This is a genomic window from Coprococcus sp. AF51-11b1 (assembly GCF_027682785.1).
Taxonomy (GTDB): Bacteria; Bacillota; Clostridia; order Lachnospirales; family Lachnospiraceae; genus Allocoprococcus; species Allocoprococcus comes.
In genome coordinates, this window is record NZ_JAQCZB010000002.1 from 83,001 (window position 1) to 107,651 (window position 24,651).

A 24,651-nucleotide genomic window follows, 5' to 3' on the forward strand; every position below is an offset into this window, starting at 1 on the left:
AAGGGAGACAAAAGTACATGAATATTATTAGTTTATTTTCAGGATGTGGAGGACTTGATCTTGGATTTGAACGGGCAGGATTTAATATTCCGGTAGCGAATGAGTTTGATAAAAAGATATGGGAAACGTTTAAAGTAAATCATCCTAAGACACATCTTATAGAAAGAGATGTGCGTTTAATTACAAAGGAAGATATTTCACCATATCTATCAGGAGAAGTGGATGGTATTATCGGTGGACCACCATGCCAATCATGGTCTGAAGCCGGAGCATTAAAAGGAATAGAGGATGCGAGAGGGCAGCTGTTTTTTGATTATATTCGTATTCTTAAAGAATTTCAGCCGAAATTTTTTTTGGCTGAAAATGTAAGTGGAATGTTGGCAAATAGACATTCGGAAGCGGTTCAGAATATATTGAGGCTATTTGAAGAGGCTGGATATGATGTTTCATTGACATTAGTTAATGCAAAAGATTATGGAGTTGCGGAAGAAAGAAAAAGAGTATTTTATATTGGATTTAGGAAAGATCTTGAAATAGATTTTGGATTTCCAGAGGGATCAACAAAGGATGATGAAAAGAAAATTACTTTAAGAGATATTATTTGGGATTTGCAGGATACTGCGGTTCCAGCTGCTGAAAAAAACCATCATAACCCAGAGGCAATAAATAATAATGAGTATTTTACAGGTGCATATTCTCCGATTTTTATGAGTCGAAACCGGGTAAAAGGATGGGATGAACAGGCATTTACAGTACAAGCTTCTGGAAGACAGTGCCAGTTACATCCACAGGCACCTAAAATGGTCAAGCATGGACCAAATGATTGCCGGTTTGTTGAAGGAAAAGAAAAACTTTATAGAAGAATGACGATTCGGGAAGTGGCAAGAGTTCAAGGATTTCCAGATGATTTTAAGTTCATTTATGAAGATACAAACAATGCGTATAAGATGATTGGAAATGCGGTTCCAGTTAATCTGGCTTATGAGATTGCAAACGCAATTAAGCTGTATCTAAGTGGAAAAGGCGATAAAGTTATCGCAATTGAGAAGTTAGATAAATCAAAACGAAAAAAGTAATTTATTGAGTATTTGGAAATAAGAAAATAAAAAAGGTATCGAAAATCAAACATAAATGATTTTCGATACCTTTTTTTAATAGTGTACATATTTCAGATTTGATATTCTATTCAAACTGCTCAGCCGATAATGCAACATAATCCGCAGCATTTTTATAAATTGACTGGATCTCTTCCTCGGTAAGAGGTCTTTTTACTTTTGCCGGGCTTCCGATAACCAGCATTCCATCCGGAATAACTGTGTTCTGAGTAACCAGACTTCCGGCACCGATCAGGCAATGCTTTCCAATCTTTGCACCGTTTAAAATCGTACTTCCCATCCCGATTAGAGACGCGTCACCAATTGTACAGCCGTGGATCACACAGTTGTGACCAACAGTGACATCATCACCGATAACGGTCGGAAAACCGTAATCTACATGGACGGTACTGTTATCCTGGATATTGCTGCGCCTGCCAATCGTGATCGACGCCTCGTCGCCACGGACGACTGCGTAATAGAATACGCTTGAGTCAGCACCGATGGTGACATCACCTAGGATGACGGACTGACTGGCAATGTGCGCCTGTGATGAAATATTTAAAGAAGACATTACAGCAGATTCCTTTCTCATTATAAGATTATTTTTTGGCTTCAACAACTTTGACCGGGTTTTTGGCGGCTGCTTTTGTATCCTGTTCCGCTTCCGGCTGATAACCGTTGATATTATATTTCTGCTCGTAATAATCAAAGGTGGATACATAATTGTTATCTTTCAATTTCCGTACACTCTTAGTGTATTCGTGCATATCGAAATTGGAAGAATCCAGTTCCAGGATTGCAACGGCAATGTTAGAACAGTGGGCTGCAATACGATCATAGTTGGTGAGCAGATCGTTAAATGCAAATCCGGTGTTCAGATCACACTGCCCGTTACGGAGCCTTTTAATATGACGCATTTTCAAATCGTTGCATAAAATACCGATCAGTTCGCGAAGCGGTTCTACTTTGGCAGCATTTACAAGGTCTTCATCTACAAATGAATTGATCGTGAGATCAAGGAGCTCTTTTAATGCGGATTCAAGAACATGAAGCTCGTATTTGGCTGCATCTGAAAAAATACGTGATTTTTCATGAAGTTCCTGTGCAACACGGGAAATATTGACTGCATGGTCACCCAGACGTTCAAAATCACTGATCGTATGAAGGAACTTGGCGGTCTGTTTGGACTGCTCCGGTGTCAGGTCATGCATATTGAGCTGCATCAGATAGGTTCCCAGTTTGTCTTCGTATTTGTCGATCAGATTTTCCTTTTCCTGAATTTTGTTGAACTTATTATCTGAAAAATCTTTCAGCAGTGCAAGGGCGCGACGGATATTTTTGTATGCTTTCTTTGCCATTCCGTTGACTGCAAGCTGGCTCTGTGTGATTGCCAGTGGCGGATAATTGAGGAAACGTTCCTCAAGAAGATCGAAATCTGCCTGCTCTTCGTTGTCTTCATCGGTATCTTTAATAAGGAAGAAGACAAGCTTTTCAATCTTGCCGATAAATGGAGCAAGAACAAGGATCGTCAGAAGCCGGAATACCGTATTCAAAAGTGCCACACGGAAAGGTGACATAATTTCACCCATAAATGGGAAATGCACGATGGCATTTACAGAATAGAATACGATAGACCAGAAAATCATACCAAATAGATCGTTCAGCAGATAGATCAGAGCAGTACGCTTTCCGTTCTTGTTTGTTCCGATTGAGGAAAGAAGAACCGGACATGCGGCGCCAACGCCGATACCCATTGTGATCGGAAGTGCAGCTGCAAAGGTGATCGATCCGGTAATGGACAGTGCCTGGAGGATACCTACAGAAGCAGAAGCACTCTGCAAAACTGCTGTAAATACGATCCCGACAAGGATTCCCATAAATGGATTCGTGAACATGGTCAGAAGTCTGACGAAATGCGGATTCTCTTTCAGAGGAGAGACAGCACCGCTCATGGTCTGCATTCCGATCATCAGGATCGCAAAGCCAAGCATGATGTCACCGATATCAGAATACGGTTTTTTCTTGATAAATGTACGGAAAATAATTCCGATGATTGCTACGATTGCAGAAATTGTAGCGGTTGATAAAAGCTGCGCGATTCCGCTGGAACCATCAATGTAGGAGAGACATAGGATCCATCCGGTGATACTGGTTCCGATGTTGGCACCCATGATGATACCAATTGCCTGTGCGACCTTCATCATACCAGAGTTTACAAATCCGACTACCATAACTGTCGTTGCAGAGGATGACTGAATGATAGCGGTTACGACAGTACCGAGCAGAAGTCCTTTCAGAGGAGTATTGGTCAGCCTGTATAAAATAAGTTCAAGCTTATTGCCGGCAACTTTCTTCAGACTGTCGCCCATCAGTGACATACCGTATAAAAACAGGGCTACCCCACTGAGCAATGACAAAACCATTGTAATTCCCATAATATTGTTTTCCTTTTCTTTAAGCATTAGTTTACATTTTATCGCAAAAAAAATATCGTACAGCTACTTTAAATATGAAAAGTCTGCATGCAGATCACACAAAGTGACGCTATACGACACCCTTATTATATAACAAGAAAGTTTCCATAGGTAGACTGAAACGATATTTTTTTACACTTTTTTTACACGGACTTAACTTTTTCTATACATTCGGTAGCAAAAAGAGCCGCATTTTCAAGGTCTGTGCGTGTCGGATGAATCATTGCTTCGTCAAAATTCTGTAATTGCCTTCGGATTTGCTGGCAATCGCAATCTTTTGGTGTGTTCAGCAAGGATTCATATTTTTGACGGACAGCAAGCGGCATTTTCCCCTGGCAGATAAAAGAACCGAGATAGTGATTGTCATCTTCAAGCCAGATCCGGACGCTGGATGCAATCTCTTTGTAGTATTCCGGGCTGTTTCCGGCACCGCAGGTTCCAAAGAGAGCAACGGATTTGCCCGACAGACCGGAAAGGAAGTTGCCAATCTCGAGGCGACAGGTTCCGCGGTGAACACAGAAACCAACAAAATAAATTTTGGCTTCTGGGAAATCGGTACGTTCATGAAGATTTATCAGATCTTTGGACATCCCCGGAAGGGATGCGAAAATTTCTGTTGCTATTTTTTTTGTATTTCCTGTCTCACTGTCATAGACAACAAGATAATCTAACATATAGTATTTCCTCCTGTCATTTAGTGGTATGTATAAGGAGAACCGCAGAAGAATCCACCGCCGCCACAGCAGAGATTGCACATGATGTTGGCAATGCAGAGCTTCACGCAGAAATCATTGTTGATCGTTGGTGTACCGCCATACATTGTCTGTTGTGTACGATACCAGCTTCCACCATTTTCAAGACGGCTGACAAGAGACTGATATTGATAGTTGGACGGCTCCAGACGAAGAGCTTCTTTGGCGTGCTCCAGGGCGAGGACATTATTGCCCATGCCGGAATTGGCGATAGAGCTGTAATAGTACCATCTGGCAGAACGGTCTTTGATTCCTGAAAGGACATTTAAAGCTTCTTTATAATGGCCACTGTTCAGATAATTGGCGGCGGCACGCAGATGAATATCTTCTTCTGTCTCGGTTGTCTGCTGATTCTGATTGGTATACTGACCGTAGAAACCGCCGAATGGACCAAAACCGCCAAAACCTCCGTATCCGCTTCCGGCATCGCCATAACCTCCGGAGGCTGTTCCGGTATATCCGGAAGCACCCATTTCTTTTTCTTTTATAATCTGCTGGTAAGCCTGTTGGATTTCTTTGAATTTGGCTTCTGCCTGATCTTTATTTGGATTGTTGATATTGGCATCCGGATGATAAATACGGCTTAATTTGCGGTAGGCTTTCTTGATATCCTCATCGGAAGCATCCCGTGAAACGCCGAGTATTGAGTAAGGATCCTGCATAATTGATTATTCTCCTGATCGTTAGCTTTTTTTGATAAAAGTAGTCTGGCATTTTGGACAGCGGATCTCAATTTTACCTTTTCCCTTTGGGACACGGATCTTCTGTTTGCAGTTTGGACACTTGTAAATGTGGTGTGTCTTGCGCTGCGTTGCCATATACTTCTGTTTTGCAAAAAATCCACGGATCTTTGAAGTGTGCTGGAGAAATTTCTGGTTTTCCAGTGCACGCTTGTAGGTCTGACGTGAAAACATGCGATAGTAAGAGTATATCACGAATGCCCACCCAATTACATAAAAAATACGAAAATGGAAGATGCTTGTGATCAGCATCAGAATTACGCCGCTCCATAAGAGAAATTTGCCGAAGGTATCTACTCCGTACCTTCCATACATAAAACGCATCAGTTTTTCTTTCATAATGTTCACCCAATCTTTTTTATTTATAGAATATGATGATACCAGGGGCAAGAGGTCAAAAACATGAGTAAGTAGCCATTTTTCAAAGAAAAATGAGCGGATTACGAATGTTTTTGAGGATTGCGAGAGTGCAAAGCACGTAGCAATCTGGTATCAAAGGGGTCAAAATACCTTTTGCCCACAACATCATATGATACTATACGATGGTTTACATTGTACGCCTGCACACACAAAAATCAATAAACTCTCTATTAAAAAACTCTAAAAAGTATGTTATACTGCTGATATCGTGAAAATATGGAAGAAAATAGGACTTCTGGGATTGCATGGCAATGGAGCAATCCGGGAACATCATATATAAAAAGCAGAGGAGGAAATTATGGGACGGAAAGAACATGGACGGGATGAAAAGCATTCCAGGCGTGACCGGCGCAAGAAAAAAGGTGGAATCATCAGTACGGTCATTTTGATCGTTGCAATCTGTGTGTTTGCATTTTCTGCCTTTCAGCTGTATAAAATCTTTAACGGATATCACAAAGGGGAAAGTGAGTATGATGATCTGGTAAAGCTTGCGGTTACGGAAGATAAGGGGGAACAGGAGAACGGGACGGACGATCAGGATGGAAGCAGATTTTCCGTGGATTTCGATGCGCTCAGACAGATCAATCCGGATGTGGTTGCATGGATTCGTTTTGATGAACCGGCGGTGATCAATTATCCGGTTGTGCAGGGAAGTGATAATTCAGAATATCTGAGTAAGACATTCAAAGGATATGACAATACCGTAGGAACGATTTTTGTAAATGCTTATAATCATGCGGATTTTAATGACAGAAACACGATCATTTACGGACATTATATGTATAATGGAACGATGTTTAATGAGCTGGAGCAGTATCACGAAAAAAGTTTCTGGGAAAAATACCCTTCCTTCTATATTTATACACCGGATGGCAATGTGGCTACTTATCAGATTTATTCTGTTGGAGTGGTAAAAGATACTTCCGAAGGTTATACATATCAGTTCGCAGATGATGCGGCGTTTGCATCCTTCCTTGAAGCAACGAAGGCGTCTTCTTTGTATGATACAGGTGTGGAAGTGGGAAATGATTCGCAGATCGTGACGTTGTCCACCTGTACACGGGAGGGAAACGATGACAGAACGATCGTACACGGTGTCAGGGTAAATGTACAGCCGGCAGGAGAATAAAAGAGGAGTAAAGCGATGGCAGCAGAAGCAAAATTTGAAGTCGGAGATGTGATCCGGATGAAAAAACCGCATCCGTGCGGAAGCTCAGAGTGGGAGATCCTGAGAGTAGGGGCGGATTTTCGTCTGAAATGTCAGGGATGCGGACACCAGGTAATGGTACCGCGCAGACTGGTTGAAAAAAATACAAAAGAAATAAGAAAAAAGGCTTGAAACAAAGCCTGAATTATGATATCATACCAACTTGTGATATATTATTTATCCTTGTTCCCGGCGGATCCGGGAGCCAAAAGACCATAAGGAGGTGCAGGACATGAGCAAATATGAATTAGCAGTTGTTGTCAGCGCAAAACTCGAAGACGACGCCAGAGCAGAAGTAATCGAAAAGGTGAAAGCACTTGTTACACGTTTCGGTGGTAACATTACTGACGTTGACGAATGGGGAAAGAAGAGATTAGCTTACGAAATCCAGAAGATGAAAGAAGCTTACTACTACTTCATTCACTTTGAATCTGAAACAACAACACCAGGCGAAATCGAAGAAAGAATTCGTATCATGGATGGTGTAATCAGATATTTATGCGTGAAACAGGAAGCTTAGAAAGAGGCAACGTATGAATAAAGTAGTTTTAATGGGACGTCTGACAAGAGATCCTGAAGTGAGATATTCACAAGGTGAGAACGCTCTCGCTATTGCAAGATATACATTAGCTGTAGACCGCAGATTCAAGCGTGACGGAGAACAGACCGCAGATTTTATTAACTGTGTTGTGTTCGGAAAGAGTGCTGAATTTACAGAACGTTATTTCCGTCAGGGAATGCGCGTAGTGGTTTGCGGAAGAATCCAGACCGGAAGCTATACCAACAGGGATGGTGTAAAGGTCTATACAACAGAAGTTGTTGTTGAGGAACAGGAATTCGCAGAAAGTAAGAATGCTAGCAGTGCTAATACACAGTCTTATCAGGCAGCCCCGGCACCGGCGCCAAGCGCTGATGCAGGTGACGGTTTCATGAACATTCCAGACGGAATTGATGAGGAGTTACCGTTTAATTAAGGTTGAAAGGAGATGTGTACAATGGCATTCGAAAAAGGAAACAGACCGGATTCTCCAATGAAGAGAAGAGGCGGACGCAGAAGAAAAAAAGTTTGTGTATTCTGTGGTAAAGAAAACAACGAAATCGATTACAAAGATACAGCAAAATTAAAGAAATATGTTTCTGAGAGAGGAAAAATCCTTCCGAGAAGAATCACAGGAAACTGTGCAAAACATCAGAGAGCTCTTACAGTAGCAATCAAGAGAGCAAGACATATCGCTTTAATGCCATACGTTCAGGATTAATCGAATATGATCAGAAGGGCGTGTGAAAAAACGAGAGTTTTTTCATGCGTCCTTTTGCTTATGGTTATAATAATAGTTATATTACATAAAAAAGGGTATAATTCCCCTTACCCCATAAGAATGCTATTATGAACTCCTATGTGGTAGCTACAACTTTTTTCTGTTTGTTGTGATATTTATAAAGATTGTGTCCGATAGAAACGAGAAATACTTCAAGCAATACAGATTTTATTCCTCTTCGGACAATTCTTTTGTACCACCGGTCGTTTTTCATGATACCAAAGGTACCTTCTGCCTGAATGGATCTGTTCATCCTTAGAAGCGCTCCCTGGATACTTTCGAGATTTTCTATCACTTCCTGATGCATCGCTGTAAGTTCGCGGTTGATCCGAACAGTACGGTTTTTGTCTGTCTTTTTACATTGTTCTGCGTATGGACAGCCGGAGCAGTCTTCACACTGATACACTTCTTCCTGACGCCCATACTTGTTCCCTTTTACGTTTTTTCGATACTGAAGATAAAAGTTTTTCCCGTTTGGGCAACGCATGATTCCGTCTTCCCCGATTGGAAAATTTACTGCACGAAATGGATCTTCATGGTATTTCTTGTCAGTAGTCTCTTTCTTGAACATGGGAAACTTCATATATTTTTCCATTTCTTGCTGCTCACAGAAGATGTAATTGTTGTAAGAACCATATCCGGCATCTGCTACTGGGTACTTCGGATAGAAGCCATATGTAGTATAAAACTTGTTCATTAATGGAATAAAACAATCCATATCTGAGCGATACTGATTTACATCAACAACAGCAATGTATTCATCTGCAACACCGACCTGTACATTATAAGCTGGAAGCAGCTGGTCATTTCCCATGTAGTCTGTCTTGATTCGCATAAAAGTGGCTGAATGATCTGTTTTCGAGTAGCTGTTGCGATCTTCTCCACAGATTTTGATTTTTTCCACGTATTCTTCCAACTTAGCAGCATACTCTTTGAGTTTCTCATAATGACGTTGTTGTGTAGTTTTGCGATGTCCCCTGCCATGAACAAACATTGCTTCATTAATCTGCCAGACTTCTGCATACTGTTCAGCAACTTCCTTCAGATACTCTGGTGCGTACTCACTATTGATACAAAGTTTCATACCTATACATGAAAGTTCCTCATTGATTTCCTCAAAGAGTGTAGTGATCTTACCAAAGAGACGGTATCTGGATTTTTCGGTTGCTTTTTTCCATACCCAGGAGTATTTATTCGCATTTGCTTCAAACTTGGATCCATCAATGTATAGATGTTGAAGATCCACATGTTCTGTCTCGAAGATTTTTTTGTTTATGTCTTGAAATATTTCTTCAATGGAATCAGCAAGTACTTCGTTGATGAAGTAGCCGAAAGTACGGTAAGAAGGTGCTTGATGATCCATAAGATACATGAAGCGGAGATTGATTTTACACTGATCCTCCAGTTCACGCAATGATATATAGCCATTCGCCATAAATCCAAACAAAACTGTTTTCAGCATGCTGACCGGGTCATACCTGAGTCTTCCTGTATAATGTTGAGGAATATTTTTCAGATATTTCTCCAGTTCGATTTCTCCCATAAATCTATCAAAAGTCAGCACTGGATCACAGACGTCCAAATAATCTTGAATTAGCATTGGCAAAACTGCCTGTTTTGGGTTAGAATAGATTATGTTATTAATTTTTTTCACAAGTTAATTATAACAGAAAGAAAGACCTTGAGTTCATTATAAACTCTTGGTCTTTCTTTTTGGGTGGACTATTCTTTTTTCACAGCCCCTTTTTTTACTGTTTTTCTGTCTGGCAGACGATTGAAAAAGGAGTCATTTGGGGTTAAAATAAGAAAGAGAAAGTTTTGAAATCTAAAAAAGAATTGGAGAATCAATTATGAAAAAACCAGTTTTAGTAATTATGGCAGCAGGAATGGGAAGCCGTTATGGCGGACTTAAACAGATCGATCCAGTTGATAAAGAGGGACACATCATTATGGATTTTTCCCTGTTTGATGCAAAAAGAGCCGGATTTGAGAAGGTTATTTTTATTATAAAGAAAGAAAATGAAGACAGTTTCAGAGAAGCAGTAGGAAACCGTATGGCAAAATATATGGAGGTTTCTTATGTATTTCAGGATATCAACAACATTCCGGAAGGTTTTGAAGTTCCGGAAGGCAGAGTGAAACCGTGGGGAACCGGACATGCAGTCCTCAGCTGCATTGATGAGATCGACGGGCCATTTGCTGTTATCAATGCAGATGATTATTATGGAAAACATGCGTTTGAAGCAATTTATAATTATCTGTCTGAGCATGAGGATGATGATAAGTATCGTTATGCGATGGTCGGATATCTTCTGAAGAATACAGTAACAGACAATGGTCATGTGGCAAGAGGAATCTGTACGACCAATGAAGAAGGGGAACTGGTAAATATTACCGAAAGAACCCGCATTGAGAAGCGTGACGGTAAGATTGCATTTACTGAAAATGATGGAGAAACCTGGGAAAATTTACCAGAGGATACACTGGTTTCCATGAATATGTGGGGATTTACGAGAAGCATACTGGACGAGCTGAAAGCAGAATTTCCACAGTTCCTGAAGAAAGGACTTACTGAAAATCCGATGAAGTGTGAATATTTCCTGCCGGCAGTCGTAAGCAATCTTCTGGAGGCAGACCGCGCAACAGCAGCGGTTCTTCCGTCGGCAGACAAATGGTACGGCGTAACTTATAAAGAAGACAAACCGGTTGTCGTAGAAGCGATCCGTAATCTGAAAAAAGAAGGTCTTTATCCGGAAAATCTCTGGGAAGAGTAGGAATGTGTTAAAATTTAGTAAATAGTTCATTTGATTTACTAAAAAATATAAATAATTTAGTAAAAACACTTCCATATAGGCAGGATGTGTGCTATAGTGTGTAAAGAAAAGTAAATGATTCTAATTTCAGGAGGAAAAAATCATGGCAATTTTAGTAACAGGCGGAGCCGGATTTATCGGCAGTCACACATGTGTAGAGATGCTGAATGCAGGATATGAAGTTATTGTAGTAGATAATCTTTGCAATGCTTCTGAAGAAGCAATCAGACGTGTAGAGAAGATCACCGGTAAGAACGTTACATTTTATAAAGCAGATATCAGAGATAAAGAAGCACTGGATCAGATTTTTGACAAAGAAAGTGTAGAATGTGTCATTCATTTCGCAGGACTTAAAGCAGTCGGAGAATCTGTTGCAAAGCCACTTGAATATTATCAGAACAATATTGCAGGTACACTTACACTTTGTGATGTTATGCGTAACCATAATGTGAAGAACATCATCTTCAGTTCTTCAGCAACGGTATATGGTGATCCGGCATTTATCCCGATTACAGAAGAATGCCCGAAGGGAACCTGCACGAATCCTTATGGATGGACAAAATGGATGCTTGAGCAGATCCTGACAGACCTGCATAAGGCAGATCCGGAGTGGAATGTTGTCCTTCTTCGTTACTTCAATCCGATCGGCGCACATGAGAGCGGACTGATGGGAGAAGATCCGAAGGGTATCCCGAACAACCTGCTTCCATATATTGCACAGGTTGCAATCGGTAAGCTGGAATGCCTGGGGGTATTTGGTGATGATTATGATACACCGGACGGAACAGGTGTGAGAGACTACATCCATGTGGTTGACCTTGCAATTGGACACGTAAAGGCGCTGAAGAAGATCCAGGAAAAATCAGGCGTAAGCATTTATAATCTTGGAACCGGAGTGGGATATTCAGTACTGGATGTATTGCATGCATTTGAAAAAGCATGTGGAAAAGAGATCCCTTACCAGATCAAGCCAAGAAGAGCCGGAGATATCGCAACATGCTACTGTAATGCAGAAAAAGCAAAGAACGAGCTCGGATGGGTTGCAGAACGCGGAATCGACAAGATGTGTGAGGATTCATGGAGATGGCAGACAATGAATCCGAATGGATACGAAGCTTAATAAAAGAAAGAAAAATGTGTCAGGGTGTACGTTCCCTGGCACATTTTTTAGTTCCCTAATATCCGGAAAGGTGATATAATACAAATATCTATAGGTTTTAAGAGGGCTGAAAGATGAAAAAGGATATAAAGTTAAAGGGACAACTGAAATTGTATATGCAATGGCCGGGAATTATGATTCTTTTCCTTATCCTGATGAATATCTGGATCTTCAGGATGGATCGAAAGGCCGGGCTGCTTATGAGTGCGTTTGTGCTGGTTTATGCAGTCGTCATTGGCATTATGTATTTTTACAACAAGTCTCTGATTCTGGCAGACATGGTAGAGTTTGCAGCGCAGTACGGGATTGTCCAGAATACACTTCTGAAGGAACTTTCGATTCCGTATGCGATTTTACTGGATGATGGAAAAATCATCTGGACGAACACACAGTTCCGGGAAGTCCTTGGGACGACTATCCGGAAGGATACCTATCTGAGTAAATATATTCCGGAGTTGAACCGGGGCGTATTTCCAAAGGAAGAGAATGAATCGGTAAGCCTGGAATTCAATTATCTTGACAGAGATTATCAGGCTGAGATCCAGTGCGTATCGGTCGAAGGTTTCAGTGAGACAGAGCAGCTTCTGGAGATACCGGAGGAAAAGGAATATTTTATTGCGATACATCTTCAGGATGTGACAGAGCTGAACCGGTATATCCGGGCGAATGAAGAGCAGCGGCTGGTGGCCGGACTGGTTTATATTGATAACTATGAAGAGGTCATGGAAAGTGTCGAGGAAGTAAGACAGTCTCTTCTGGTGGCATTGATCGACCGTAAGATCAACCAGTATATTGCGGATTTTTCCGGTATTGTGAAGAAGCTTGAGAAAGACAAATATTTTGTTGTAATTAAAAAAGAAAGCTTCAATCGAATGGAAAAAGACCGTTTTTCTTTACTTGATGAGGTAAAAGGAGTCAGTATCGGTAATCAGATTCCGGTTACACTAAGTATTGGGCTTGGACTCAGTACAGATACCTATGCTGCAGGATATAATTATGCCCGTATAGCGATCGATCTTGCACTTGCAAGAGGCGGAGATCAGGTAGTTGTGAAGAATAACAAGGGAATCAGCTATTATGGCGGAAAGCGTGAGCAGACTGCTAAGAATACCCGAGTAAAAGCAAGAGTAAAAGCAGAAGCACTCCGGGAGTTTATCACCGGAAAAGAGCGTGTGATCGTAATGGGACATAAGATGGCAGATGTGGATTCATTTGGTGCGGCAATCGGTATTTACCGGGCAGCAAGTGCGATGAAAAAGAAAGTCAATATTGTCCTGAACGATATTTCTGTGACACTTAGACCGCTTTATGAAGCATTTACTGATGATCCGAAGTATCCGGATGATCTGTTTGTGACTTCCCATGAGGCGGAGGAACTGGCAGATGACAATACAATGGTAGTTGTTGTTGACACCAATAAGCCAAAGATGACAGAATGTGAACGCCTGCTTCGTCTGACGAAGACGATTGCAGTTCTGGATCACCACAGACAGAGTGATGAAGTGATTGAGAATGCGGTTCTGTCGTATATTGAGCCATATGCTTCCTCGGCGTGTGAGATGGTAGCAGAGGTTCTTCAGTATATCGGCGATGATCTGCGTTTGAATTCCATGGAAGCGAACAGTATGTATGCAGGTATTCTGGTTGATACCAACAATTTCATGTCCAGAACAGGAGTCCGGACCTTTGAGGCAGCTGCGTACCTGAGAAGATGTGGCGCAGATGTTACTTATGTAAGAAAACTCCTCCGTGATGATATGGCATCTTACCGGGCAAAAGCTGCAGTAATCAGCAGTGCTGAGGTATATCGGGATGTATTTGCGATCGCGCGAGGCGAACATCTGGGAATTGAAAGTCCCACTATTATCGGAGCACAGGCGTCAAATGAGCTTCTCAATATTGAGGAGATCAAGGCTTCTTTTGTACTGACTGAATATAATGGTAAGATTTACATCAGTGCACGTTCCATTGATGAGATCAATGTACAGATCATTATGGAGCGGCTCGGCGGAGGCGGTCATATCAACACTGCCGGTGCCCAGTTTCCATATTCCGATATGGAAAGAGCGATTGAAACTCTGAAAAAGACAATCGATATTATGATAGAAGAAGGAGATATTTAAGATGAAAGTTATTTTATTGGAAGATGTAAAATCCCTTGGGAAAAAAGGCGAGGTTGTAAATGTAAGTGACGGATATGCAAGAAACTTCATTTTCAAAAAAAACCTTGGACTGGAAGCAAATGGAAAGAATTTAAATGACTTAAAGCTTCAGAAACAGAATGAAGAAAAGGTTGCACAGGAGCATCTGGAAGCAGCGCAGGAACTTGCAAAGAGATTAGAGGCAGCAAAAGTAGAACTCAAGATCAAGACCGGGGAAGGTGGAAGAACATTCGGTTCTGTGTCTTCAAAGGAAATTGCAATTGCAGTAAAAGAACAGCTTGGATATGATCTTGATAAGAAAAAGATCCAGATTAAAGAAGCGATCCGTACACCTGGAATGCATCTTGTACCGGTCAAACTTCACCAGAAAGTGACTGCTGAATTAAAAGTGCACGTTGGGGAAGCTTAGGAGGATCTGAGACATGGATGAAGCACTCATTAAGAGAGTACCGCCACACAGCATAGAGGCAGAGCAGTCTGTTGTTGGAGCGATACTGATGGACCGGGATGCGATTACAGTAGCTGCCGAGATCATTTGTGGAGACGACTTTTATCAAAAGGCATATGGTGTAATTTTCGATTCAGTGGTAGAACTTTTTAATGAGGGAAAACCCGTTGACCTGATTACACTGCAGAACCGTTTGCGTGAAAAAGCTGTTCCGGAAGAGATCAGTAGTCTTGAATTTGTCCGGGATCTGGTAACAGCAGTTCCAACCTCGGCAAATGTAAAGTATTATGCTGAGATTGTCTCTGAAAAAGCAACGTTGAGGCGTCTGATCAAGATGAATGAAGCGATTGCGGATGAATGTTATCAGGGACAGGAGCCGCTGGAGGCGATCCTTGAAAGGACAGAGAAGCAGGTTTTTGAGCTGGTGCAGAACCGCGGAGGAAACGGTGAATACGTGCCGATCAAGCAGGTAGTGTTAAATGCCCTTGAGAAAATTGAGAAAGCATCTAAGAGTAAGGGAACTGTTACAGGAATTCCGACTGGATTTATTGACCTGGATTACAAGACATCCGGTCTGCAGCCCTCCGATCTGATCCTGGTCGCAGCCCGTCCTTCTATGGGGAAGACGGCGTTTGTACTGAACATTGCACAGCATGTGGCGTTTAAACAGAACCGTACAGTTGCCATATTCAGTCTGGAAATGTCAAAGGAACAGCTGGTAAACCGTCTGTTCTCGCTGGAATCCTATGTAGATGCACAGCTTTTAAGAAACGGTAATCTGAAGGATTCTGACTGGGAAAAGCTGATCGAAGGTGCCGGAACAATTGGAAGATCGAACCTGATCATTGATGATACACCGGGTATTTCGATTTCGGAAATGCGTTCCAAATGCAGAAAATATAAAATGGAACATAATCTTGAGCTGATCATCATCGACTACCTGCAGTTGATGAGCGGAAGTGTTGGTGGACGTAATGAGTCCCGTCAACAGGAAATTTCCGATATTTCCCGTTCCTTAAAAGCGCTTGCCCGAGAATTAAGTGTGCCGGTCATTGCGCTGTCACAGCTGAGCCGTGCGGTTGAGCAGAGACCAGATCACAGACCGATGCTTTCTGATCTGCGTGAGTCCGGAGCAATCGAGCAGGATGCCGACGTGGTTATGTTCATTTATCGAGATGATTATTATAATAAGGATACGGAGCATGTCAATGAGGCAGAGATCATTATTGCCAAACAGAGAAACGGTCCGATTGGAACCGTAACGCTTACATGGCTTCCGCAGTACACGAAATTTGCCAATTCAGAACGAAAAGTTGTGGATGGGGAATGAGAAATTATGAAATGAAAAAGACAGGGAACAGAATCAAAACTGTTCGCTGTCTTTTGACTTTTATGTGGTTTCGCCAAATAATTTCCGCAGGTAATGTCCGGCGGCAGATTTTGAAGCTTCTTTCCGGAGCGCCTGCTGCTGACGAAGTAAATGATCAAGCTTCCGGTAACGGTCTTCTTCCAGGCGTTCTTTTGCCTGTAAAAGAAAATCCATTTCCTTTGTTACTTTTTCAGATACGGATTTGCCGAGAGACCCCTCCAGGATCTGGTTGTTTTCCAAAAGAATTTTTCGGAGAGACTCTTCGAGCAGAGGCTGATAAACAGAAAGAGAAAGGTTGTCTGCTGTATAAACAGAAAGAGCCGGATCCTGGGGGTCAGCAACTTCGTTTATCGAAGTGGCAGCCTTTGGTGCATCCGATTTTCTGGCCTTCAGAAGTGCTTTTGTGCGAAGCATGTCCGGAAGGAGCTGTTTGATCTCCTTCAGGAGTAGTCCCTGTTCTTTGAGTTCTTTGATACAGCTAAAAAGCTGTATATCTTCTTCCGTATAGTGCCGATGTCCCATCTCAGTGCGTCCGATCGGAAGATCAAGCTCTTCCTCCCAGTAGCGAAGAACATGTGATTCTACGCCAACGTGTTTGGCAGCTTCTGAGATCATGTAATGAACGTCGCCCATACGATAACCCCCTTATTAAAATAAGTATGTGATATAGATTGAGTACAAGTCTATTGTAGCATAAGAAGAAGAGATGGAAAGAAAAATCGTTCGACAAATGTTGCAGAGGGAAGAATGTCAGATAGGATGATGCTTACTGGATCTGTATTTGGTTCAGACGTATACATAAAAAGAGACGATCTTCAGATGAAAATCGTCTCTTTCTTACTGTCTTATTCAATCTACGTGTTCTGATTACTCAGCGCTGATTGCTCCTGTAGGACATGCTGATTCGCAAGCGCCACAGTCAACACATGCAGAAGCATCGATCTGCATATGATCTGCACCCATAGAGATTGCTCCTACTGGACATTCGCTTTCGCAAGCTCCGCAGCTTACACATTCGTCTGAAATTACGTGTGCCATGATATGTATCCTCCTTATTATTATGAAAAAGTTAAAATCGATATGCCTTTCGCATAACTTTATTCTAATACAGAACTTGAAAATATACAAGAGGAATTTATGCTTAAAAATAGATACAATCGAGTTAGAAATGTCAAACTAATAGCGCGAAATGGGCATTTCTTTGGTTAGAAATATAAAACCAAAAGGTTAGTAATATAAAACTTACAAATGAAACCAAAAAGAATTTATGAAATCTTAAGAAATTTTTCTACCTTTCCAGGGCGATTTGGTGTATAGTGGGTACTGTATCATTTTATAACCAATAATGAAACTGATTTTAAGATAGAGAAAGTGGAGTGGATTTATGAAAAAACGGTGGAGTATACTTTCGGCTGTACTTTGTGTGGCACTTTTGACTGGTGGATGTGGAACTGGAAGCAAGAATGATGCAGGTACAGGAAAAGAGCAGACATTCAGTCATGAGACAAGGGAAGAGAATGAGCATCAGAGTAACCTGGATGTTTTACAGCCATCTGCATATGGCAATGTGCAGGGACTGAATCTGGAGAAAGGAAGCTCGATTTCTATTATAGGAAGAGGAAGTTCTTCCGCATACTGGAAAGCTGTTCAGGAAGGTGCAAAGCAGGCGGTAGCGGATATTAATACAAACCTGGGATATAAAGGGAATGATAAAGTAAAGCTTGTTTATTCTGCGCCGGAGACAGAGAATGATGTAGATGATCAGGTAAATATTCTGGATGAGGAGCTTGCACGGTATCCGGTTGCGGTTGGGATCGCAGCAGTTGATTCAGGGGCATGTGAGGTTCAGTTTGATCTTGCTGCAGAGAATGGGATCCCGATCGTAGCATTTGATTCCGGGACCGATTATCAGAATATTGTATCCATGATTGATACAGATAATACAACTGCCGCTGCAACAGCAGCAAGTAAGCTGTGCAACAGTATCGGTGAGAGTGGTCAGATCCTTGTAATCGCACATGACTCCAAGTCTACTTCTTCTGAAGAAAGAGAGCAGGGATTTGTACAGGAAGTGGAAAAGAATGATCCGAATGTAACGGTTGCAGAGATCTGGCATCTGGATGATCTGGATGCGATCTCAAAAGAGATCAATGCAGATTCATCTGAAAAGAATTCCCAGGAGACTGCAGATAATGTGCAAAAAGCAGAGGAAGAGAACGCAGATAGCCGGGATACCCAGACGGCACAGCAGGATGCAATCAAGTATCTTCTTGAAAAGTATCCGGATGTAAAAGGAATTTTTGCAACCAATGAAACAGTAGCAGACCTTGTGGTGAATGTTCTGGACTCTATGGACAAAACAACAGGGGAAGACCGAATCAAGGTAGTGAGCTTTGACGGCGGGGAGGATCAGATGAAGCTTCTGGAAGATGGGAAGATTGATGGGTTGATCGTTCAGAACCCATACGGAATCGGCTATGCAACGGTTGTTGCCTGCGCAAGAGCAGTGCTTGGTCAGGGAAATGAAGCAACGGTAAGTACCGGATATACCTGGGTTACAAAAGATAATATGAATAAAGATTCGATTAAGAAGATGCTTTATTAGTAAGAAGAAATGTCTGAAATCTGTGGGAAATGGGTTTCAGACATTTTTATATAAAAACGGTTGTGAGTGACATATTATTTATGCCGGCTACAACCGTTTCTTTTTGCTATTTTTTCGTCAGTGGAAGGGAGAAGATAAATTCTGTTCCAACTCCCTCGGTACTGATCACATTGATATTTTCATTGTGTGCCTGAATAATTTCTTTTACGATCGAAAGCCCAAGTCCGGTTCCTTTTTTGTCTTTTCCGCGGGAGAGATCGCTTTTGTAAAAACGTTCCCATATTTTGTTGATACTTGATTTCGGAATGCCAATTCCATAATCTTTGATGGAAGTATATACTTTGTCACCGCGCGGTGTGGTTTCAATCGTGATCGTAGACTCCGGATTGCTGAATTTGATCGCGTTGTCCAGCAGATTGTATAGAACCTGTTGGATTTTGTGCCGGTCAGCATGTACATACAGGGTACGAGTTGCCAGAAGAAGTTCGATAGAAATTTTTTTGGCGGTGCAGGTACCTTCGAAAGAAGCTGCTGTGTTACGGATCACTTCGTGAATATCAAAATCTGTTTTATCAAGAAGAAGATCCTTCGTATCAAATTCATTCAATGTCAGCAGATCGCGTGTAAGGTCAGTAAGACGTTCTGTTTCAAATAAGATGATATTTAAGTATTTGCCCTGCATTTCAGGTGGGATCGTGCCATCCGCCATGGCTTCAACATAGCCTTTGATGGAAGTCAGAGGAGAACGGAAATCATGGGATACATTTGCCACAAATTTCTTCTGGTAATCCTCCATATCTTTCAGTTGGGAAGACATGTAGTTGAGAGATGCGGAAAGATATCCTATCTCATCCTGCGTATTAACCGGGATGACAACATCCAGATTGCCGGAAGCATACTGCTTTGCTGCATTCGTAATCTTGACGAGCGGGCGGTAGATCAGAAAATGTACACCCAGCAAAATAATGAATGAGAGCACATAAATGATCAGAATCACGATATACGTGTTACGCATCAGAACAGAATGTGCGTCTGTGATTTGCGAGTAAGGCTTATGTACAAGCAGATATCCGTGGGTTGAAAAATTCTCTGTGACCGGAGCAATCACGGTGATCATTTCTGAGTTGAAGTACCCGTGATAATCACCGGTCAGATAAGTGGAGCCGCCGGATTCGGCAGGATCAAAATTTTCAATCCGGGAAGGGGCATACGATACATCGCCGGATTTGGCAGATGCAAGTAAAGATCCCTCATTATCAACAAACCAGATATCTGAATTCAGATAATCGCTCATACCATTGAGCTGTGTATAAACATCTGCCAGAGTAATGGTTTCGGAAAAATAGTCTGGTAGATAATTGGATGCAAGCAGATTCGCCGACTGATACATATTGCCGGAAATGCTGCTTTCCAGATAGTGGGTTGTCAGTGTGGATGACAGGGATGCCACTGTAAAAATACTTAAAAATCCGAGAATAATATATAAGAGGATAAATTTAAGGTAAAGAGTACTTTTCATTACTTCACCTCAAATTTGTAACCGATTCCCCAGACGGTACTAAGTCCCCAGGAAGGATGATCCTTGATCTTCTCGCGCAGACGCTTAATATGAACATCAACAGTACGGGTGTCGCCGACATACTCATAGCCCCAGATCTGGTCAAGGAGCTGCTCGCGTGTGAATACCTGGTTTGGTGAAGAGGCGAGGAAATACAAAAGTTCCAGTTCTTTTGGCGGCATATCTACATTCTTACCATCAACGGTTACTGCGTAATTGGTAAGATTGATCTCGATTCCCGGATAGTCAACAACCTTTCCGCGGCTGGCGGCAGGAGTTTCTGGTTTGGCAGGCTGATAGCGTCTGAGTACCGCTTTTACTCTTGCGACAAGCTCCTTGGAATCGAATGGTTTTAAGACGTAATCATCGGCACCAAGCTCCAGACCGAGCACCTTGTCAAATACTTCTCCTTTTGCGGAAAGCATAATGATTGGGGTATTGTGCTTACTGCGGATCTCGCGACAGACCTGATAGCCATCGATGCCCGGAAGCATCAGGTCGAGCAGCATCAGGTTTGGCTGATAGGATTCAAATGCGGTAAGAGCTTCTTCCCCATCGTGTACGATCATCGTATCGAAGCATTCCTTTGTAAGGTAGAGAGAAATCAGTTCTGCAATATTCTCGTCGTCATCTACAATTAAGATTTTCTGTTTAGTCACCATGATAGTTCCCCCAATGATTATTTGAATTCTACGATAGTTACACCGGCATCGCCCTCCCCGAAAGCTCCCAGCCGGAAGGATTTGATATGTTTCTGGCGGCGCAGATACTGATGGATCCCGTTCCTGAGTGCGCCGGTTCCTTTCCCGTGTACAATTCGTACCGGACTTAAGTGTGCGATATAGGCATCATCCAGATATTTGTCAAGTTCGGCAACTGCTTCATCGACTGTCTTGCCAAGAAGATTGATCTCCGGACTGACATGCATGGATTTGCCCATCTTCATCTTGCCACTGCTGGTTCTGCGCATCTGCTTTGCAGTAACTGTAAGCGGTTCTTCGATCAGTTCGAGATCGGAAATATTGACCTGTGACCGGAGAATACCCATCTGGACAAACAGGTTGCCTTTGGCATCCGGTAGTGAATTTACCGTTCCGGTCAGATTCATGCTCAGTACTTTTACAGAATCGCCCAGATGGAAATCGCTAGCCTTGTATGCTTTGGAAGGTTTTTTCTTTTCCAGACGGTTTTTATTTTCAGTTTTGGAAAGCTGCTTGCGGATTCGTTCTCTTTCTTTTTCCATCTCAGAAGCGGAAATACTGGCTTTGCCGAATTTGCGGAAGTTCTTCATTGTCTCATCAGCAAAATCTTTGGCTTCCTGAACAATGTCGGTTGCTCTGGCATTTGCCTCACGAATGATCCGGTCGCGCTGTGTATCCAGCTTTTCCTGTTGGTTCTTGAGTTCGGACTTGAGACGCTCCATCTCGCGGCGGTAAGAAGCAACCTCTTCCCGCTCTTTTTCGATGGTCTTGCGGCTCTGTTCCAGATCAGTAAGGAGATCTTCAAAAGATTCATCCTCCTCGGTCAGATGCGTTTTGGCATCCTGGATGATATAATCCGGAAGGCCGAGTTTTTCGGAAATCGCGAAAGCATTACTTTTTCCAGGAATACCGATCAGAAGATGGTAAGTAGGGCTCAATGTCTCCACGTCAAATTCACAGCAGGCATTTTCTACTCCCGGAGTAGAAAGAGCAAATACCTTCAGTTCGCTGTAGTGTGTCGTTGCCATAGTGCGGATTCCACGGTTATGCAGATGTGACAGAATGGCGATAGCGAGTGCAGCACCCTCAGTCGGATCGGTTCCCGCACCAAGTTCATCGAAAAGGACTAATGAATTCTCATCCACATGATTTAGGAAAGAAACCACATTTGTCATGTGAGAAGAGAAGGTACTTAAAGACTGTTCAATACTCTGTTCGTCACCAATATCAGCATAAACCTGGTTAAATACAGCAAGTTCTGAACGGTCAAGTGCGGGAATGTGCAGACCTGCCTGGCCCATCAGGGTAAAAAGTCCCACAGTCTTGAGGGAAACGGTCTTACCACCTGTGTTCGGACCGGTTATGACGAGAAGATCAAAGGTATCTCCAAGTGTCAGACTGATCGGAACAACTTTTTTACGGTCCAGAAGAGGGTGTCTTCCCTCACGGATCCGGATCCGGCCTTCGGTGTTAAAGGCTGGGCGGCTGGCGTTCATATCCAGTGCCAGTGCACCTTTTGCAAAAATAAAATCCAGTTCTACAAGTGCTTTGTAGTTCAGACGGATTTCTTCAATATATTCAGCTGCATCCACACTGAGGCGGGCAAGGATCACCTGGATTTCTTCCTGCTCCTGGGCATATAATTCTTTCAGATCATTGTTCAGTTTGACAACGGCCATCGGCTCAATGAAAAGTGTGGAGCCGGTTGCTGACTGGTCATGGATCAGACCATTTACCTGGCTGCGGTACTCGGCTTTTACCGGGAGACAGTAACGGTCGCCACGCATGGTAATAATGGCATCCTGGAGATAGGTGCGCATGGAACCGTTCAAAAGTCCGGTCATGGTAGAATGGATTTTGTCATTCATGCCGTTAATATTGCGGCGGATCTGCTTTAATTTGCTGCTGGCATCATCGCTGATCTCGTCTTCACCAAGAATGCAGCGGTCAATTTCAGTAGAAAGTGGTGTAAGCGGCGCAAGCTGTTCAAAATATACATCCAGACAATCTGCCTGATCGTCTGCATTTTCATGACGACCGTAGGATTTGATCCGGGCGGTTGTCTGAAGAAGCTTGCCGATCCGGAGGAGTTCCGGTGCGCTTAAGGCACTTCCAATCTCCAGGCGCTTAAGAGAGTCGGAGACAGCATAGCAGCCGCTGAAAGAAGGAATTCCCTTCTTTACAATGCGGGTAAATGCTGCGGCAGTCTGTTCCTGTGCAGTGATGATTTTGTTAAGGTCGGTCATCGGCTTGATCCGTCGGCAGAATGAAGCTCCGCCAGGGGAAGAAGCGTGATCGGTCAGCATCTCTATAATTTTTGGAAATTCCAATTTTGTTAAAGATTTTTGATTCATAATACATTTATACCTCATATTTTGTCTGGTTCTATTCTAACTTATTTACCGTCTAAATGAAAGTGGAAAGGTGAAATTTCGTTGAACATTTGCGGGGAATCATGTATACTAAAACCAGGTGTGGCTGAAAGCACTCCGGAGGCCTAAGGAGAAGCACAATGTCTGATAATCGAGAGAATAAGCATAACGAAGAACCGCACGATAGTGAGGAAGAAAAATATTCGTTTTTGCAGGAAACAGTAAAAGATGAACAGCGAAGTAAAAAAGGAATCATGGGAAATCTGTGCAGGCTTGCAGGAAGAGGACTGATTTTTGGACTTGCAGCAGGTCTTGCGTTTTATGCCCTTCGCCCATGGGCGATGACACATCTGGGCGGAGAGAAGGTAACGATTCCGCTGGATCAGGAGGAAACTCCGGTTGAGAATGAGACGGATACCAAGGATCAGGAAGCACAGGAGGAAGAGATTCAGTATCCGGATCTGACTGTCGAAGATTATCAGGAGATGAACCATGCATTATACCAGGTGGCATTGTCAGCAGGAAAAAGTGTGGTTGAGATCTATGCCGTGCACCGGGATGAAGGCTGGGAGAATGCAGGGGAGCAGGCTGTATCGGGAGTTATTTTCTGGGATAATGGAGCAGATCTTTTGATTGCGGCACCGGCAAGAATTGTGAAAGATGCAGAAGCACTGAAAGCCACATTTTCAGACAATACTACATATAACGCAACTTTGAAAAAGCAGGACCGGAATCTTGGACTTGCGATCATTGCGATCAAGAGATCAGATCTGTCGGATAGTACGAGAAACCAGATCCAGACGGCGATGCTTGGTAATTCTAATGCAGTGAACCGTGGGGACGGCGTGATCGTTCTTGGTGAGCAGTTTGGATATGCAGGTGGTGTCGGATATGGGATCATCAGTTCCACCAGAAATTACCGGACAGTGGCGGACGGGCAGTACCGGCTGCTTGATACAGATATTGCAGGAAGTGAAAAAGGGAGCGGAATTCTGTTTAACACGGCGGGTGAAGTGATTGGAATCTGTGACCAGTCAGAACTGCAGAGAGACGGAAATCTTGTAAGTGCTTATGCGATTTCGGATATCAAGGAAGAGATCGAACTTCTGGCAAATGGACAGGGAGTTCCGTATATTGGCGTTCACGGAGTTGTAGTGACGGAGAAGCTTGCCGGCGAACAGGGAATCCCGAAAGGCATTTACGTCAGGGAAGTAGAGGCTGATTCGCCTGCGATGCAGGCGGGGATCCAGAATGGTGATGTGATCACAGAGATTAACAAGACAGATATCACCGGTATAGCAGGATTTCATAAACAGATTGCAGAAGCCGGAACCGGTACACAGATCAGGATCAAAGGGCAGAGGCGTGGCGCAGATGGTTATGTTGATGTAACATTTGATGTGACAGTTGGAAGTAAAGAATAGATTTGCAGATAAAAAGCAACCATAAATTTAA

At 42.7% G+C, this 24,651-nt stretch carries 24 protein-coding genes; 13 read left to right on the forward strand and 11 right to left on the reverse strand.

Translation table 11 applies throughout. The features are described 5' to 3' along the window. Positions 1 to 17: 17 nt before the first annotated feature. Positions 18 to 1,076: a DNA cytosine methyltransferase gene (locus tag PGY05_RS02855; RefSeq protein ID WP_270475323.1), complete on the forward strand. Its 1,059-nt coding sequence runs from the start codon at positions 18 to 20 to the stop codon at positions 1,074 to 1,076. A 106-nt stretch (positions 1,077 to 1,182) separates the two neighbouring features. Here PGY05_RS02855 and PGY05_RS02860 read toward each other — a convergent pair whose 3' ends face one another. The 5 genes from PGY05_RS02860 to PGY05_RS02880 all read right to left on the reverse strand — a co-directional run bounded on the left by PGY05_RS02860 (position 1,183) and on the right by PGY05_RS02880 (position 5,402). Beyond that, the gene (locus PGY05_RS02860; RefSeq protein ID WP_270475324.1) at positions 1,183 to 1,668 is read right to left on the reverse strand and encodes a gamma carbonic anhydrase family protein; all 486 of its coding nucleotides are present in this window, start codon (positions 1,666 to 1,668) and stop codon (positions 1,183 to 1,185) included. Between the two features lie 28 nt (positions 1,669 to 1,696). Beyond that, entirely contained in the window at positions 1,697 to 3,532 is a 1,836-nt protein-coding gene (locus PGY05_RS02865; protein WP_055247923.1) for a Na/Pi cotransporter family protein, read from the reverse strand. A gap of 182 nt (positions 3,533 to 3,714) precedes the next feature. Next, the gene (bilS, locus tag PGY05_RS02870) at positions 3,715 to 4,245 is read right to left on the reverse strand and encodes a flavodoxin family protein BilS (protein ID WP_055247925.1); all 531 of its coding nucleotides are present in this window, start codon (positions 4,243 to 4,245) and stop codon (positions 3,715 to 3,717) included. Between the two features lie 20 nt (positions 4,246 to 4,265). Then, positions 4,266 to 4,985 (reverse strand): DnaJ domain-containing protein, encoded by a 720-nt coding sequence (locus tag PGY05_RS02875; RefSeq protein ID WP_055247928.1) that lies wholly within the window; start codon positions 4,983 to 4,985, stop codon positions 4,266 to 4,268. Positions 4,986 to 5,006: 21 nt separating this feature from the next. Beyond that, the gene (locus PGY05_RS02880; RefSeq protein WP_055247930.1) at positions 5,007 to 5,402 is read right to left on the reverse strand and encodes a hypothetical protein; all 396 of its coding nucleotides are present in this window, start codon (positions 5,400 to 5,402) and stop codon (positions 5,007 to 5,009) included. A 379-nt stretch (positions 5,403 to 5,781) separates the two neighbouring features. Between PGY05_RS02880 and srtB the strand changes: the two genes are divergently transcribed. From srtB to rpsR, 5 genes are all read left to right on the forward strand, one after another. Continuing rightward, on the forward strand, positions 5,782 to 6,612 hold the full coding sequence (srtB, locus tag PGY05_RS02885; protein ID WP_118199543.1) for a class B sortase: 831 nt from the start codon (positions 5,782 to 5,784) through the stop codon (positions 6,610 to 6,612). Positions 6,613 to 6,627: 15 nt separating this feature from the next. Next, on the forward strand, positions 6,628 to 6,822 hold the full coding sequence (locus PGY05_RS02890) for a DUF951 domain-containing protein (protein WP_022221102.1): 195 nt from the start codon (positions 6,628 to 6,630) through the stop codon (positions 6,820 to 6,822). Positions 6,823 to 6,922: 100 nt separating this feature from the next. Then, positions 6,923 to 7,210 carry a 30S ribosomal protein S6 gene (gene rpsF, locus PGY05_RS02895; protein WP_008368913.1) on the forward strand — a complete coding sequence of 96 codons (288 nt, stop codon included), beginning with the start codon at positions 6,923 to 6,925 and terminating at the stop codon, positions 7,208 to 7,210. Positions 7,211 to 7,223: 13 nt separating this feature from the next. Further along, positions 7,224 to 7,664: a single-stranded DNA-binding protein gene (locus PGY05_RS02900; protein ID WP_055155542.1), complete on the forward strand. Its 441-nt coding sequence runs from the start codon at positions 7,224 to 7,226 to the stop codon at positions 7,662 to 7,664. 21 nt (positions 7,665 to 7,685) lie between these two features. After that, positions 7,686 to 7,949 (forward strand): 30S ribosomal protein S18, encoded by a 264-nt coding sequence (gene rpsR, locus PGY05_RS02905; RefSeq protein WP_008368909.1) that lies wholly within the window; start codon positions 7,686 to 7,688, stop codon positions 7,947 to 7,949. A 136-nt stretch (positions 7,950 to 8,085) separates the two neighbouring features. Here the strand turns inward: rpsR and PGY05_RS02910 are convergent, their stop codons facing one another. After that, on the reverse strand, positions 8,086 to 9,609 hold the full coding sequence (locus PGY05_RS02910; protein ID WP_270475325.1) for a transposase: 1,524 nt from the start codon (positions 9,607 to 9,609) through the stop codon (positions 8,086 to 8,088). Between the two features lie 250 nt (positions 9,610 to 9,859). Between PGY05_RS02910 and PGY05_RS02915 the strand changes: the two genes are divergently transcribed. The 5 genes from PGY05_RS02915 (at position 9,860) to dnaB (ending at position 15,921) form a co-directional block, all read left to right on the forward strand. Beyond that, positions 9,860 to 10,783: a sugar phosphate nucleotidyltransferase gene (locus PGY05_RS02915; RefSeq protein ID WP_055247934.1), complete on the forward strand. Its 924-nt coding sequence runs from the start codon at positions 9,860 to 9,862 to the stop codon at positions 10,781 to 10,783. Between the two features lie 142 nt (positions 10,784 to 10,925). Beyond that, positions 10,926 to 11,942 (forward strand): UDP-glucose 4-epimerase GalE, encoded by a 1,017-nt coding sequence (gene galE, locus PGY05_RS02920; protein ID WP_022221100.1) that lies wholly within the window; start codon positions 10,926 to 10,928, stop codon positions 11,940 to 11,942. 113 nt (positions 11,943 to 12,055) lie between these two features. Further along, on the forward strand, positions 12,056 to 14,104 hold the full coding sequence (locus PGY05_RS02925) for a DHH family phosphoesterase (RefSeq protein WP_022221099.1): 2,049 nt from the start codon (positions 12,056 to 12,058) through the stop codon (positions 14,102 to 14,104). A 1-nt stretch (position 14,105) separates the two neighbouring features. Then, positions 14,106 to 14,552: a 50S ribosomal protein L9 gene (gene rplI / locus PGY05_RS02930; RefSeq protein WP_270475326.1), complete on the forward strand. Its 447-nt coding sequence runs from the start codon at positions 14,106 to 14,108 to the stop codon at positions 14,550 to 14,552. Between the two features lie 13 nt (positions 14,553 to 14,565). Next, complete coding sequence (gene dnaB / locus PGY05_RS02935) at positions 14,566 to 15,921, forward strand: replicative DNA helicase (RefSeq protein WP_270475327.1); 1,356 nt, start codon at positions 14,566 to 14,568, stop codon at positions 15,919 to 15,921. A 60-nt stretch (positions 15,922 to 15,981) separates the two neighbouring features. Here dnaB and PGY05_RS02940 read toward each other — a convergent pair whose 3' ends face one another. Further along, positions 15,982 to 16,593 (reverse strand): helix-turn-helix domain-containing protein, encoded by a 612-nt coding sequence (locus PGY05_RS02940; protein ID WP_270475328.1) that lies wholly within the window; start codon positions 16,591 to 16,593, stop codon positions 15,982 to 15,984. Positions 16,594 to 16,827: 234 nt separating this feature from the next. Beyond that, positions 16,828 to 16,998 (reverse strand): DUF362 domain-containing protein, encoded by a 171-nt coding sequence (locus tag PGY05_RS02945; RefSeq protein ID WP_008368888.1) that lies wholly within the window; start codon positions 16,996 to 16,998, stop codon positions 16,828 to 16,830. A gap of 346 nt (positions 16,999 to 17,344) precedes the next feature. On the opposite strand from PGY05_RS02945, the gene PGY05_RS02950 reads away from it, so the two are divergent. Continuing rightward, the gene (locus tag PGY05_RS02950; protein ID WP_055247939.1) at positions 17,345 to 18,565 is read left to right on the forward strand and encodes a substrate-binding domain-containing protein; all 1,221 of its coding nucleotides are present in this window, start codon (positions 17,345 to 17,347) and stop codon (positions 18,563 to 18,565) included. Positions 18,566 to 18,671: 106 nt separating this feature from the next. Here PGY05_RS02950 and PGY05_RS02955 read toward each other — a convergent pair whose 3' ends face one another. The 3 genes from PGY05_RS02955 to PGY05_RS02965 are packed head-to-tail and all read right to left on the reverse strand — an operon-like array spanning position 18,672 to position 23,178. Beyond that, positions 18,672 to 20,084, reverse strand: a complete 1,413-nt coding sequence (locus PGY05_RS02955; protein WP_270475329.1) for a sensor histidine kinase — start codon at positions 20,082 to 20,084, stop codon at positions 18,672 to 18,674. Beyond that, complete coding sequence (locus PGY05_RS02960; protein ID WP_008368880.1) at positions 20,084 to 20,785, reverse strand: response regulator transcription factor; 702 nt, start codon at positions 20,783 to 20,785, stop codon at positions 20,084 to 20,086. Before PGY05_RS02960 ends, PGY05_RS02955 begins: the two co-directional genes overlap by 1 nt. Before the next feature lie 17 nt (positions 20,786 to 20,802). After that, the gene (locus tag PGY05_RS02965; RefSeq protein WP_270475330.1) at positions 20,803 to 23,178 is read right to left on the reverse strand and encodes an endonuclease MutS2; all 2,376 of its coding nucleotides are present in this window, start codon (positions 23,176 to 23,178) and stop codon (positions 20,803 to 20,805) included. 158 nt (positions 23,179 to 23,336) lie between these two features. On the opposite strand from PGY05_RS02965, the gene PGY05_RS02970 reads away from it, so the two are divergent. Next, entirely contained in the window at positions 23,337 to 24,620 is a 1,284-nt protein-coding gene (locus tag PGY05_RS02970; protein ID WP_118199539.1) for a S1C family serine protease, read from the forward strand. Positions 24,621 to 24,651: the final 31 nt, after the last annotated feature.